Annotated in this window: 16 protein-coding genes; 10 read left to right on the forward strand and 6 right to left on the reverse strand. The window is 66.2% G+C overall.

Annotation, left to right across the window (positions count from 1 at the left end):
• Together F793_RS13425 and F793_RS14270 are read left to right on the forward strand one after the other, a co-directional pair.
• Positions 1-225, forward strand: a 225-nt coding sequence (locus tag F793_RS13425) for a transposase (protein WP_026279207.1), incomplete at its 5' end; no start/stop codon positions are given.
• A 384-nt stretch (positions 226-609) separates the two neighbouring features.
• Entirely contained in the window at positions 610-933 is a 324-nt protein-coding gene (locus F793_RS14270; RefSeq protein WP_018867940.1) for a hypothetical protein, read from the forward strand.
• 238 nt (positions 934-1171) lie between these two features.
• Here F793_RS14270 and F793_RS0113225 read toward each other — a convergent pair whose 3' ends face one another.
• Both F793_RS0113225 and corA read right to left on the reverse strand, forming a co-directional pair.
• Positions 1172-1540 (reverse strand): nucleotide pyrophosphohydrolase, encoded by a 369-nt coding sequence (locus F793_RS0113225; RefSeq protein WP_018867941.1) that lies wholly within the window; start codon positions 1538-1540, stop codon positions 1172-1174.
• A gap of 322 nt (positions 1541-1862) precedes the next feature.
• A complete protein-coding gene (corA, locus tag F793_RS0113230; RefSeq protein WP_018867942.1) occupies positions 1863-2945 on the reverse strand; it encodes a magnesium/cobalt transporter CorA in 1083 nt (360 codons plus the stop codon).
• 182 nt (positions 2946-3127) lie between these two features.
• Here corA and F793_RS0113235 point away from each other — a divergent pair, with 182 nt between their 5' ends.
• Positions 3128-3613, forward strand: a complete 486-nt coding sequence (locus F793_RS0113235; protein ID WP_018878053.1) for a universal stress protein — start codon at positions 3128-3130, stop codon at positions 3611-3613.
• Positions 3614-3629: 16 nt separating this feature from the next.
• Complete coding sequence (locus F793_RS0113240; protein ID WP_018867944.1) at positions 3630-3884, forward strand: Smr/MutS family protein; 255 nt, start codon at positions 3630-3632, stop codon at positions 3882-3884.
• A 105-nt stretch (positions 3885-3989) separates the two neighbouring features.
• Here the strand turns inward: F793_RS0113240 and F793_RS0113245 are convergent, their stop codons facing one another.
• Both F793_RS0113245 and F793_RS0113250 read right to left on the reverse strand, forming a co-directional pair.
• Entirely contained in the window at positions 3990-4952 is a 963-nt protein-coding gene (locus tag F793_RS0113245; protein ID WP_018876422.1) for a patatin-like phospholipase family protein, read from the reverse strand.
• A gap of 250 nt (positions 4953-5202) precedes the next feature.
• Positions 5203-5640: a hypothetical protein gene (locus F793_RS0113250; RefSeq protein ID WP_018882867.1), complete on the reverse strand. Its 438-nt coding sequence runs from the start codon at positions 5638-5640 to the stop codon at positions 5203-5205.
• 116 nt (positions 5641-5756) lie between these two features.
• Here F793_RS0113250 and F793_RS0113255 point away from each other — a divergent pair, with 116 nt between their 5' ends.
• From F793_RS0113255 to F793_RS0113265, 3 genes are all read left to right on the forward strand, one after another.
• On the forward strand, positions 5757-6233 hold the full coding sequence (locus F793_RS0113255; protein WP_018882868.1) for a YbhB/YbcL family Raf kinase inhibitor-like protein: 477 nt from the start codon (positions 5757-5759) through the stop codon (positions 6231-6233).
• A 193-nt stretch (positions 6234-6426) separates the two neighbouring features.
• The gene (locus tag F793_RS0113260; RefSeq protein ID WP_018146344.1) at positions 6427-6687 is read left to right on the forward strand and encodes a type II toxin-antitoxin system Phd/YefM family antitoxin; all 261 of its coding nucleotides are present in this window, start codon (positions 6427-6429) and stop codon (positions 6685-6687) included.
• Positions 6684-6938, forward strand: coding sequence for a type II toxin-antitoxin system mRNA interferase toxin, RelE/StbE family (locus F793_RS0113265; protein ID WP_018882869.1), 255 nt, complete (start codon positions 6684-6686; stop codon positions 6936-6938). The genes F793_RS0113260 and F793_RS0113265 overlap by 4 nt, the downstream gene beginning before the upstream one ends.
• A 231-nt stretch (positions 6939-7169) precedes the next feature.
• On the opposite strand, the gene F793_RS0113270 is transcribed toward F793_RS0113265, so the two are convergent.
• Positions 7170-8102: a carbohydrate kinase family protein gene (locus F793_RS0113270; protein ID WP_018876421.1), complete on the reverse strand. Its 933-nt coding sequence runs from the start codon at positions 8100-8102 to the stop codon at positions 7170-7172.
• A 590-nt stretch (positions 8103-8692) separates the two neighbouring features.
• On the opposite strand from F793_RS0113270, the gene F793_RS14110 reads away from it, so the two are divergent.
• From F793_RS14110 to F793_RS0113285, 3 genes are read left to right on the forward strand one after another with little or no spacing between them, the layout of a single operon-like run.
• Positions 8693-8866, forward strand: a complete 174-nt coding sequence (locus F793_RS14110; protein ID WP_018876420.1) for a hypothetical protein — start codon at positions 8693-8695, stop codon at positions 8864-8866.
• Positions 8863-9612 (forward strand): ABC transporter ATP-binding protein, encoded by a 750-nt coding sequence (locus F793_RS0113280; RefSeq protein ID WP_051074741.1) that lies wholly within the window; start codon positions 8863-8865, stop codon positions 9610-9612. Before F793_RS14110 ends, F793_RS0113280 begins: the two co-directional genes overlap by 4 nt.
• 15 nt (positions 9613-9627) lie before the next feature.
• Positions 9628-11988 carry an ABC transporter permease gene (locus tag F793_RS0113285; protein ID WP_018882872.1) on the forward strand — a complete coding sequence of 787 codons (2361 nt, stop codon included), beginning with the start codon at positions 9628-9630 and terminating at the stop codon, positions 11986-11988.
• Between the two features lie 771 nt (positions 11989-12759).
• Here F793_RS0113285 and F793_RS0113290 read toward each other — a convergent pair.
• Positions 12760-13088: integrase core domain-containing protein (locus F793_RS0113290; protein ID WP_019592814.1), on the reverse strand; the 329-nt coding region annotated here is incomplete at its 5' end.

Consider the following 13088-nt stretch of genomic DNA (forward strand, 5'->3'; position numbering starts at 1 on the left):
CACAAGCACATGAAGAGCACCAACATGCTCGAGCGGCTGAACGAGGAGATCCGGCGCCGGACCCGGGTGGTCCGGATCTTCCCCAACACCCACAGCTGTCTACGTCTGGTGCGGGCCCTGGCCGTCGAAATCCACGAAGGCTGGCTGGAGGACAACCGCTACCTGAACATGGATCTGCTCAAAGAGCACAAGAAGATCTTGCTCCGGCAGGCCGAGGCCGCCTGAGCCATACCGACCAACCGAACATGGCCCACTCACTTCTGCACAACTTGACGCACACAACCTCGAGGGTTTGCTGCGGAAGGCGGCCTGCAGCAGAAACTCCGGTCAGCGGCCCACTCTGGCGGACGCGTGATCTCGTGCTCCAGAACGGCGGTGTAGCGTCCTGACCGGGTCGTTCCAGCCCATGTGTCGTTTTGCGTCATTGCGGGTGGATGGCGTGTCCGCGCCTGCGCGAGAAGTGGATCACGGCGTTTGGCAGAAACGAGACCTTCGTTGCCGGATGTCGTTCTGGCATTCCGCTTGCTGTTCCTTCAGTGCAGTCAATTGAACGCCAGCATGGCCTTGATCGATTGACTGCAATTCGATCCAATCCTGAAGGAGAAACGCATGATGTCGACTTTCCAGAAAACTGCGATCGCGATGGTCCTGGGTTCCATGTTTGCGCTGGGCGGCCTCGGTGCCGCGCAGGCCCAGACGGGTGGAGATGCCGGCGCGGGCGCCGATACCGGAGCCCCTGAAGCCGGTGCTGGCGCTGAAGGCGGTGCGGGTGCGCCCGAAGGTGGCGCGGGCGCCGGCGGCGGTGCGCCGCAAGGCGGAGCCGGCGCGGGTGGTGGCGGCAGCATGGGCGGAGGTGCCGAGGCGGGCGCCGGCCCCATGGATGATGACGACGACGAAGACGAAGATGACGACGAAGGGGCCCCTGACTGGTAAGCCCCACTCCCTCGCCAAGCCGGGCACCCCGCCCGGCTGGCTTCTTTCACGTTCGAACACCCGGCTTGAAACCCGTTCTGGTCGGAGTCCGCAAGCGATCGGGTCTGGCTCACCGCAGGGCCCGCACTCCGAAGGCCTGTGCCCACCCCGGCTTTGCTGAGGCCAAGAGAACCGTGGAGACTCCTGCCAGGGAGATACTTTCCGCGATCTGAAATGGATCGTTGGCCCGGCCTGTGGATTACAGGTCCGAGTATTTGCGGGCGTTGCCGCGGGCCTTGTGCACCGGGTATTTGCGGATGTTGATCTCCAGCTTGTCGCGGGCCGCTTGCAGAAGGTCGATATCGAGCTTGCGGGCCAGCAGCAGGAGGTAGATCTGGACGTCCGCGATCTCCTGGCGTACCGCCTCGTGGGTCTCGGGGGACAGGTGTCGCGACTGTTCCTGGGTCAGCCACTGGAAGTGTTCGATCAGTTCGCCGACCTCGCCCGCCAGCGCCATCGACAGATTCTTGGGCGAGTGGAACTGGGCCCAGTCACGTTCCGCGACGAAGGCCTCCACCCGGGCGGTCAGTTCGTCCAGTTCCGGTGTGCCGCTCGATGGGACGTCCATGGATCCTCCGTTCGGTCGGTGCCGCTGCGTTGCCGGCATCGTAGCGGAGTCTGCGGCTGGACGTAATCGCGGCTGCGCGGTGCTAGCTGTGATCTCTCAACAGGTTGTCGCTTGGGGCGCGGCCATGCTCGGAAGGGCAGGGGCAGGCTTCCGGCGGAACGAAAAAGATCCTGTGTTATGCCTTCCGATCTTCATGGCTTCCTGTGAATCGCTTTTGGCAGTTCGCGCGTCGGGGTTTCGGTCTGGAGATCGCCACGGCCGCTTTGCGGCCTCGCGTTGACGGGAAGGGGAGAGCGGCGCTGCGATGTTGGGGGCGGGGACGTTATAGCCAGCCGCGGCGGCGGAAGAGGTAGAGCATGCCGAGGACGACGGCGAGCATAAAGCCGAGGAGTACGGGGTAGCCGTAGTAGGTGTAGAGCTCGGGCATGGACCAGGGGCTGTCCGGGTTGTCGAAGTTCATGCCGTAGATGCCGACCAGGAAGGTCAGCGGGATGAAGATGGTGGCGATGATGGTGAGTACGCGCATCACGTCGTTGGAGCGCTGGTTGATCGCGGACATATAGGCCTCGATCAGGGTGGCGGCCATCTCGCGGTAGGACTCCAGCAGATCCATGATCTGGATCGTGTGGTCGTGGGCGTCGCGCAGGTACGGGAAGAGCTCCGGGGTGAAAGGCTCCATGTCGTCGCGCATCAGACGGGCGATTACGTCGCGCGTGGGCCAGAGCTGGCGGCGCAGCACGAGGAGTTCGCGGCGCAGGATATGGATCTCGTTGAGGGTTTGGCGGTCGGGTTGTTCGAGGACGGTTTCCTCCAGCGTTTCCAGGCGTTCGCTGATGTGCTCCAGTACCGGGAAGGCCTGGTCGATGACGGTGTCCATCAGGGCATAGGCGAGGTAGGCGGCCCCCAGGCGATTGAAGTTGCGGTTGGCGCCGCGCATGCGTTCGCGGACCGGGCCGAAGGGCTCATGCTCGCCGCTGTGAATACTGATGACCAGGCGGGTATTCACCACGAACACATTGACCTGGTCGAGTTCGATGTTGCCGTTGTGATGGCGCGGCTGGCGCAGGATGGCGACCAACTGCTCCTCGAAGAAGTCCACCTTGGGGCGCTGGCCCTGGTGGCGTACATCTTCCAGCGCCAGCGGGTGCAGGTCGAAGGCCTCGCCCAGATCGTGCAGCTGACGCGGACTGGGCGCGCCCTGCAGGTGCAGCCAGACCAGGCCACCCTCGTGCGGTTGTGCGCCCTCGCGCAGGGTGCGCTGCGGGTCGAGTTCGACGAGCTGTTCGTGGTGGTAGTGCCAGGCGGAGACGACCGCGTCGCCCGTGTGCGGGTGTTCGGTGGCGTGGACCCCATGGCCGGGGGCGGCGCCGGGCTTGAGGTAGGTCTTTTCGAACAGGCGGGTCATCGCGAATTCCGAACGGATTGTTGTCCCCAGTATAGGGGGCTGGAATGGGGTGCGCGCGGGGGGCGAGTCTGGCAGTCTGGTCGGCGACTGAACGGCCCGGAGCGGGCCGGGTCCCACGGGGGAGAAGCGCAAGTGTGTACCTTAATCAGTGTTTCCCTGGCGGCGTTTCCAAGGAGTGCGGTATGGAATTGAAGACCATGTTGGTGCCAGTGGATGGTTCTGCCAATGCGTGGCGCGCGGTGGAGGTGGCCGCGGACCTGGCGGCCAAGTATCACGCCCGGGTGGTGCTGGCCAGCGTGCTGCTGCAGGGCGAGGTGCCGCCGCATATCCGAAGGCTTTCCGATCTTCCGGACCCGGATGATCCGCCCCTGGCGATGGGTGGCGCGGCGGTCGGCTCCGCGGTGCCGCCGAAGGTGCTGCGGGATATCGCGAAGAAGCTGGTGGAGCAGGCGCACGAATACTTCACCGAACTGGGCGTGACCGACATCGAGCACCATATCGAGGATGGCTCTCCGGCCAAGGTGATCCTGCAGCAGGCCGAGTACCACGACGTGGACATGGTGGTGATGGGTTCGCGCGGGCTGGGCGGCCTGCAGGGGCTGCTGTCCGGCAGCGTGTCGCACAAGGTGCAGCAGCTTGCCCGCTGCATCGTGGTGACGGTGAACTGAGCCCGGCTTTGTTGCGATGTCGCGGTTATCGGTCGATCTGCACGAGTGCTTTCGCAATGGCCGCCGGATCGACGCCGAGCTGAACGGTGCGATCGAGCAGGCCTGCGACAAGCGCATCAAGACGGTAGAGATTATCCACGGCAAGGGCAGCGGGCAGTTGAAGAAGCGCGTGCTGCGTTTCCTGCAGCAGCCGGAGATCAAGGCCCGCTACCACCGTGTGGAGAAGGACTCGAAGAACCACGGCCGGCTGTTCGTGCATTTCAAGCACTGAGCAGGCCGTTCCCTCTTTTCCGCTGTAGGAGGCCAGCCCTCTGGCCGATGGGTTGTGCCGGCGCTGGATCGGCCAGAGGGCTGGCCTCCCACAGGGGGTATGGGCTTACGGCCTTTGGTCGCCCAGCTTGCGCTCGGCGAGTGCATAGCCGAGGTCGATCATCTCGGCGGCGCGGTGGAAGTCGAACACGCCGCAGGCGTTGACTGGGACCTCGATCAGGTGCTCCGGGTTGTAGGCGGCGATACGAAAGCGCGCGATGGTGCCCTGCATGGCCTCGATGGAGTGGGAGACGATGTCGATCAGCCCCAGTGCGCGGGCCTCCTGTTCGCGGCTCAGACTGGGGTCGGTCTCGCCCAGGCCCAGCTTGTCCTGCCAGTCCTGCAGCCAGGTGCCGACCCGGTCGGGCAGGGCCTCGGCCAGGCGGTGATTCAGCAGGCCCCGGCTATCTGGTGCGCCCACGTGCGAGTCGGAAGTCCCGGTGCGTTCGGGGCGGATCAGTTCTTCGCCGACGCGGCCATTCAGGCTGACCGCCAGGGTGATGTCGGTGTCGTCGTTCAGGGTCGGCGCGATCGGGACCGGGTTCAGCAGGCCACCATCCACCAGCAGCCGCCCCTTGTGGCGCACCGGGGTGAACACGGTGGGGATGGCAATGGACGCCCGGATGGCGTCGAACAGGGAACCGGTATTCAGCCAGACCTCGCGTTCGCGCTCGATGTCGGTGGCCACGGCGGTAAACGAGATCGGCAGCTGTTCGATGTCGGTGTCGCCGAGCATGGCGCGCAGCTTCTCGATCAGGCGGTCGCCGCGAATCAGGCCAGCGCCGCGAAAGGAGAAATCCAGCAGCCGCCAGACATCCTGGCGGCGCAAGGTCTTCACCCAGTCCTCGTAGGCGTCCAGCTGGCCGGCCGCGTAGATGCCGCCGACGACCGCGCCCATGGAAGCGCCCGCGATGGAGCGGATCTGGTAGTCCGAGTGTTCCTCCAGCCAGCGGATCACGCCGATCTGCGCCAGGCCGCGGGCGCCGCCGCTGCCAAGGACCAGGGAGATGGACTGGGGCTTTCGCGTCATGGTGGCCGCCCTGCCTGTCTGGGGTGTTGGGGGGAACGCGCCGATCGCTTCGCGGAGCTGCTGTTACCGGTTTTCCTTGAGGATATGTTGGGGGTGTGACGGGATTTTTCCAGCGTAGAGGCCTGGTTCCAACGAATGGGTCTCACGGCAGGGGTTTGCTTGCAGGCGGACGCCCCTGCCGGCGTCCGACTCTGGCCGGGGCTTCGCCTGCAAGCAGGCTCCTACAGGGGGTGGTGTGCGGCGATGGGGGCTATTCGGGGGAGCGGTTCGGGTCCAGGAGGTGATCGTGCAGGGCCTGGGCGGCTTCGCCGGCAGGTTCTTCCACCCGCAGCTGCCAGACGTGGGCCGGGTGATCCGGTGACCATTCGCTGAAGACTACCAGCCCGGTGTACGGGCCGCGCCCGCGGATGGTGCCCAGCGTCAGGCGGCCTTCGGTATCGCCGAACAGGTGCACCTCGAACTCGGCGGCGGGCGGCGGCAGCCTCCAGTGTCCATCGCGGCCGGTCTCGCGGAAGGCTTCGTCGGAGGGTTCGGCGTCGTCGCCGAAGTGGCGGCGCAGCAGCGGTACCGACAGTCGGTGCGGGAGGCCCAGTACGGTCTCGATGCCGCTGCGGCCGTGGTCCACCGCCTGGGCGGCGGACTCCAGCGGGTCGCGTGGGGCCAGCCATTTCTGCAGAAGTTTGCGCATGCCGGGATGATCCGCATGCCGGCGCCGGTCTGCAAGCGGAGGTGGTCGCGTGACGGCTTGGAGGGGTGCGGCTGTAGGCGTTACCGTGCGGGCAGGTTACTCAAAAGGAGCCAGTCATGGGTTTTGCACTGTCCGAGATGCAGCTGTCGAGTTCCGCGTTCGGCCCCGGCCAGCCGATCCCCAAACGCCATAGCGGGGAGGGCGAGGACACCTCGCCGGCGCTGCAGTGGCACGGCGTGCCGCAGGGTACCCAGTCGCTGGCGGTGATCTGCCACGACCTGGATGCGCCGCTGATCCAGCCGGGCACTTATGGCTTTGTGCACTGGGTGCTGTACAACCTGCCGCCGGATCTGGATGGCCTGTCCGAGGCAACCGATCTGGGCGCGACGGGCCAGACGGATTTTGGTCGCACCGGCTATGGCGGGCCGATGCCGCCCGAGGGCCACGGCAAGCATCACTACTTCTTCTGGCTGCTGGCGTTGGACGCCGACCTGCAGCTACCGCCGGGGTTGACCCTGTGGCAGTTCCTGGAACACGCCGAGCCCCACGTGATCGGCATGAATCGCCTGGTGGGTACCTATCAGCGGGGCTGAGGCCTTGTAGGAATGTCTTGTGGGAGCCGGCTCGCCGGCGAAGCCCCTTCCAGAGTCGGAAGCGGGCAGGGGCATTCGCGTGCAAGCACGCTCCCACAGGGGCCCTATCCTGCTTGTGACGGTTTGGTCTTGACCGGGTGGGGCGGCGGGCGCACGATATGTACCACTTTATGTACGTTTCGGGTAACTGGCGATGACGACGCTGACCGCTACCGAGGCCCGCAAGGGTCTGTTTGACCTGATCAAGGGCGTGAACGAACAGCACGCGATCTACCACATCCGGCATCGCAACGGCGATGCGGTGCTGATGTCGGAAGACGAGTACGCCAGCCTGATCGAGACCCTGGAACTGCTCTCGGAACCCGGCTTTCGGCAGGAATTCGAGCAGGGCCGCCGCGAGGCGGATGAGGGCGATACGCTGGGATTCGAGGAGGTGTTCGGGGAGAAGCAGTGACCTGGACTATTCGGTTCACCCGTCAAGCCGAGAAGGACTTGCGGCGCCTGACGCCGAAGCTGCGTGACAAGGTGAAGCAGATCCTGCGCAACCGGGTGGCGGTCGACCCGTACTGTGGCAAGGCGCTGGTTGGTGATCTGCGCGGATACTACTCCCTGAGGATCAGCTACAAGGACCGTCTGCTGTACACGATTCGGGACGAGCAGTTTTTGGTGATCGTGATCCGGGCGCGTACGCATTACGGCGAATAGCCTTGTAGGAATGTCTTGTGGGAGCCGGCTCGCCGGCGAAGCCCTGCCAGAGTCGGGCGCGGGCAGGGGCTTCGCGTGCAAGCACGCTCCCACGGGGCACGCTCCCATGGGGCACGCTCCCACGGGGGCAGGGGGCGGAGCGGATGCCATCCACAAAAAAGGCCCGGCCGAGGAAACTCGGGCCGGGCCTTTTGCGTTCCCGGGCGGGTGCCCGGGGCGGCGTGAGGTCGCTTAGTAGCGGTAGCCGAAGGCCTTTTCGAACTTGTCAGCGAACTCGTCGGCGGTGAAGTGGTGGTTCTGGGTGCCGGAGTGGGCGATCTTGATCGAGCCGATCAGCGAGGCGATGCGGCCGGTGGTCTCCCAATCAAAGCCCTTTTCCAGGCCGAACAGGATGCCGGCGCGGTAGGAGTCGCCACAGCCGGTCGGGTCCTTGATTGCGGCCGGCTCGACCGACGGGATGGTGATCTTCTTGCCGCCGGTGTAGATGTCGGAGCCGTCGCCGCCACGGGTGACGATCATCGCGTCCACCATCTCCGCCAGCTGCTCCATGCTCATGCCGGTGCGATCGGCGGTCAGCTGCGCCTCGTAGTCATTGAACGCGGCATAGGTGGCGTTCTCCATGAAGCGCTTCAGGTCGTCGCCGTCGAACATCGGCAGACCCTGGCCCGGGTCAAACATGAACGGGATGCCGGCGTCGGCGAACTGCTGGGCGTGCTCGATCATGCCGTCACGGCCGTCCGGGGAGACGATACCGACCTTGATGCCGTCGGCGTCGGTGACCTTCTGCTGGTGCGAGAAGCCCATCGCGCCCGGGTGGAAGGCGGTGATCTGGTTGTCGTCCTGGTCGGTGGTGATGAAGGCCTGACCGGTGTAGGTGTCCCGCAGCTCCTTCACGAACTTGCGCGAGATACCGTGCTTGTCCATCCAGTCGGCGTAGGGGGCGAAGTCGCCACCCACGGTGGCCATCACGGTCGGGTCCGCGCCCAGCAGCTTCATGTTATAGGCGATGTTGCCGGCGCAGCCGCCGAACTCGCGACGCATGTCCGGGACCAGGAAAGACACGTTCAGCATGTGCACCTTGTCCGGGAGGATGTGGTTCTTGAAGCGGTCGGGGAACACCATGATGGTGTCGTAGGCCATGGACCCACAGATCAGAGCGGACATGTTGACTCCTTGCGTTGTTGAAACGGGTTGGCGTGGCGTCCGAAAAAGACGGCACAGCGGCCTGGCGGCGCGCGATTTCGGGGTTCGCTGCGCGCCCGCAACAGGCCGGACGGTGCGCATAGGGTAAATATTTGGGCGCAAAACAACAAATCGGGGGGGATGGAAGCAGGGGTCGCGCTGGCTTTGTGCTCGATTTCAGCGATTGCCACGTCGCCTTCGGTTCCTCGCAATGACGTTGCTTTTGCCCCCGTCATTGCGAGGAGCGCAGCGACGAAGCAATCTCCAAAAGCTGGCAGGGCGTCCACGATTCGCCTTCGGGGGCAGCGTCAGGAGATTCCTCGCTTTGTTCTCCCTGCGGGCCGACCTGCGGCCGTTCAACGCGCTGCGCGCTTTTGTGCCACGGCCCCTGAAGGGGGCCTCGCAATGACGGGACGGTAAACAACGTCATCGCGAGGAGCCGAAGGCGACGTGGCGATCTCCGGACGTAACCCCGACGTTGGCCCGGCCGGGGCGGCGGCACAGCTTCTGGCGACGTGATGCGGGGGCTTTGTGGCAGCATGGAGCTATTCCCGCGACTGAGGGCAAGGCCGATGAATCCGCGCGTATTGATCCCGATCCTGATCATCCTGCTGTTGCTGCTGAGTCTGTGGTCCATGAGCCTGGACGGGGACGGCGGCATCCTGCCCGGTGCGCCGGATACCGGGGCGGCACCGTCCGGCGAGCGGCCGGTCCTGCTGGCGGGCCCGCTCACTCCGATGGCATGAGCCCAGCCGTGGCTCGAGCCCCGGACGCCGGTGCGGCCACGCGGGAGGTGATCTTTCGCGCGGCGGGGGTGACCAAGGTCTACCGCATGGGCGAGGTGACCATCCACGCCCTCCGCGGGGTGGACCTGGAGCTCTACACCGGCGAACTGGTGGTAATGCTGGGAGCCTCGGGCTCCGGCAAGTCGACCCTGCTGAACATCATGGGCGGGCTGGACACCGCGACCGAGGGCGAGGTGCGCTACCGCGACCAGGACCTGGCGCAGGCCTCCGAGCGCACGCTGACGACCTTTCGCCGTGACCATGTCGGCTTCGTGTTCCAGTTCTACAACCTGATCGCCAGCCTGACCGCACGCGAGAACGTGGCGATCGTCACCGAGATCTCGCGCGACCCGATGCCACCGGAGGAGGCGTTGGCGCTGGTCGGGCTGGAGGACCGCATGGACCACTTCCCCTCCCAGCTCTCCGGCGGCGAGCAGCAGCGCGTGGCCATCGCCCGCGCGATCGCCAAGCAACCGGCGGTGTTGCTGTGCGACGAGCCGACCGGTGCGCTGGACTCGAAGACCGGCATCCGCGTGCTGGAGGCCTTGCAGCACATCAACGAGCGCTTGGACACGACGGTGGCGATCATCACCCACAACGCGGTGATCGGCGAGATGGCGGACCGGGTGATCCACCTGAGCGATGGGCGCGTGAGCGAGATCCACGAAAATGCCACGCGCCAGTCCCCGGCCGAGCTCCACTGGTAGCGACCGCGGCCGACCATGCGCGCCCTGAACCGCAAGATCCTGCGTGATCTCGGTCACCTGAAGGGACAGGCGGCGGCGATCGCGCTGGTGATCGCCAGCGGCGTGATGACGCTGGTGATCGCCGTGACCAGCCTCGATGCTCTCACGATCACCAAGGACCGCTTCTACTCGGAATACCAGTTCGCCGACGTGTTCGCGGAGATCAAGCGCGCGCCGGAGAGCGCGGTGGAACGCTTTCGCGATACGCCGGGGATCAACCAGATCGAGACCCGGGTGCGCGCCCCGGTGCGCCTGGAGGTCGCCGATTTTGACGACCCGATCCGCGGCACCGTGCTCTCGATACCGGACGGGGGCGAGCCACTGCTGAACCGGCTCTACCTGCGCGAGGGACGGCTGCCGGAGGCCGGTCGCGAGCGCGAGGCGGTCGTCAGCGAGGCCTTCGCGGAGGCCCACGAGCTGCGGGCCGGCGACTCCCTGCGCGCGATTATCGACGGGCGCCTGACCGATCTGCAGATCAGCGGCATCGCGCTGTCGCCGGAGTTTGTCTATCAGATCAGCCCCACCGACCTGCTGCCCGACTACGAACGCTACGGCATCCTGTGGATGAACCGCCGCGCGCTGGCTGCCGCCTACGGCATGGAGGGGGCATTCAACGCGGTGGCCGTAAGCCTGGAGGCGGGTGCGGAGCCGGCCCCCGTGATCGAGGCAATGGACCGGGAACTGGCGCGTTACGGCGGCATGGGGGCCTATGGCCGCGACGATCAGTTCTCGCACCGCTTTCTGTCCGAGGAGCTGACCCAGCTGCGGGCGCAGGCGGCGATTCTGCCGACCATCTTCCTGGCCGTCGCGGCCTTTCTGCTGAACGTCGTCGTCGGCCGCATCATCCGCTCCCAGCGCGAGCCGATCGCCGTGCTCAAGGCCTTCGGCTACGGCAATGGCGCGATCGCCGGGCACTATGCCCTGCTGACCGGCGGCATCGTGCTGGTGGGCTGTGCGCTGGGGCTCGCGTTCGGGGCCTGGGCCGCACAGGGTCTGGCCGGCATCTACGCGGAGTATTTCCGCTTCCCCGAGATGAGCTTTCGCCTGCAGGGCTGGGTGATGGTGCTGGCGGTCGGCGTGGCCATGGGCGCGGCGATGCTTGGCACCTTCCGCGCGGTCTGGCAGGCGGTGCGCATGCAACCGGCCGAGGCCATGCGTCCGCCGGCCCCGGAACGTTTTCATCGCGGCTGGCTGGAGCGCTCGGCGGCCTGGGGCGCGTTCGACCAGCCGACCCGGATCATCCTGCGCAACCTCGCGCGCCACCGGCTCAAGTCCGTGCTGTCGGTGATCGGCATCGGCCTCTCCGGCGGTCTGCTGCTGATGGGCGCCTATCAGCTGAACGCGGTGACCCAGATGCTGGACACCCAGTACGGGCAGGTCCTGCAGATGGATATCGACCTGCAGTTCACCGACCCGGTGCCGGCGCGCGCGGCCGGCGAGCTGCGCCACGAGCCGGGCGTGCTGGCGGTGGAGACCTTCCGCGCGGTGCCGGTACGGCTGGTGGGCGTGAACCGCGAGGAGCGCGTGCGCCTGCTGGGGCTGGACGCCGAGCCGCGCCTGCGGCAACTGCCGATGGGAGGCGGGCGCGGCCGACTGCCCGACGAGGGCATCCTGCTGACGGACTATCTGGCCGAACAGCTCGGGCTGCGCGTGGGTGACCCGGTGGAGGTGGAGATCCTGGAAGGGCGCCGCCGCACGGTCACGGTGCCGCTGGCCGGTGTGGTGGAGGAACCCATCGGTGTCGGCGCCTATATGTACCGCCCGGCGCTGAACCGCCTGATCGGCGAGGGCCCTGCGGTCTCCGGCGCCTGGTTGCTGACCGACCGCGCACAGGAAGATGCGCTGTTTCGCAGCCTGTCCGACCGCCCGCGGGTCGCCAGCGTCGGTCTGATCGCGGAGGCCGAGCGCAACATCCGCGAATACATCGGCGAGACCGTCATTGTGTTCGCGATGGTGTTCGTCGCGCTGGCCGTGTCCATCGCCTTTGCCGTGACCTACAACAACGCGCGCATCACCTATGCCGAGCGCGCCCGCGATCTGGCCACGCTGGAGGTGCTGGGCTACTCGCGCGGTCAGGTCAGCTGGATCCTGCTGGGCGAGATCGCGGTGCTGACCCTTGCCGCGATCCCGGTCGCCTGGCTGACCGGAACGGGCTTCGCCTGGCTGCTGAACCAGGCCTTTGCGATGGACCTGTTCCGCGTGCCGCTGGTGATCACGCCGCAGGCCTACGGTTTCGCCGCCCTCGGCATCCTGGTCGCGGCCAGTCTGACCGCGTTCCTCGCCTGGCGACGCCTGCAGCAGCTCGACCGCGTACAGGCCCTGAAGGCGGCTGAGTAGCGGTCGTTATTGCCCGCCTCTTTGTGGCTGGTCCTGGTTCGGCATCTGGTGTTTACGGTGGCTTCGTCCCGCCGCCTGCCATGCGCTCACTCGCGAGCGCGCCGCGAGGTACTTTCTTGCTTGCCCAAGAAAGTACCCAAAGAAGGGCACCCGGATTCCGCCCGGGAACCTTGCTCCAGGGCCCTCGGGCCGGCGGCGCTGAAACTCGCTGCGCCTTTGGCTTCGCTCAGACAGTCAGCGCCTCTTTTCCGTCCCGAGGACCCTTCCGCAAGGGGCTTCATACGGGGGGATGAAGGTCAAAACACAAGCTGTCCCTACGCCTGCAGCCAACTCCAACGTCGTAGGGTGCGGTTGAGCACAGCGAAACGCACCGTTCCGACGTCGGGGCAACCCTGATGCGATTCGCTTCGCTCATCGGCATCCTACTCGCCCCCCGGCGCCCGCTGGCGGGCGCGGCATGCCAGGGCCGAAGGCCGCGCGTGACGAAGATGTCGGAAGACCCAGCCTCCATCTATGTGCTACGCAACTGGGACAGCCGTTGTTTGGACCTTCACCCCCGTTGTCGTCGCGCCGAGTGGAGAGGATTTTCGCGGGAAAAGAGGCGCTGACTGTCTGAGCGGAGCGTAGCGCAGCGAGTTTCAGCGCCGCCCGCGAAAAGCCTCGGAGCGAGGGAAAGCCCGGCCCGCGTAGCGGGCCGGGGTCGCGGCAGTCGGGCGTGTTTCTTGGGTACTTTGAACCGCCCCGGGTTTCCCGGAGACCCGTTGGTTTGGGTCACGCTGCACGAACGGACCCCTGAAGTGGTTGATGGTACTGCGCTTCGATCGTTGCCGGCGGTCGATACCCGTTGGATTCCAACAGGCGTCGCCGGTTGAACCAGTCGACCCACTGGAGCGTAGCCCACTCGACGTCGCGTCGATCGTTAAGACGTCCCCAGTAGGCCCGGACCTCGGTCTTGTACAGCCCGTTGATGGTCTCCGCCAGGGCGTTGTCGTAGGAGTCACCGACCCGGCCCACCGAGGGCTGGAGCCCGGCTTCTCCGAGGCGGTCGGTGTAACGCACCGATACGTATTGCACGCCGCGATCGCTGTGATGGATGGGAC

This window comes from Thioalkalivibrio sp. ALE22, from assembly GCF_000381445.1.
Lineage (GTDB): Bacteria > Pseudomonadota > Gammaproteobacteria > Ectothiorhodospirales > Ectothiorhodospiraceae > Thioalkalivibrio.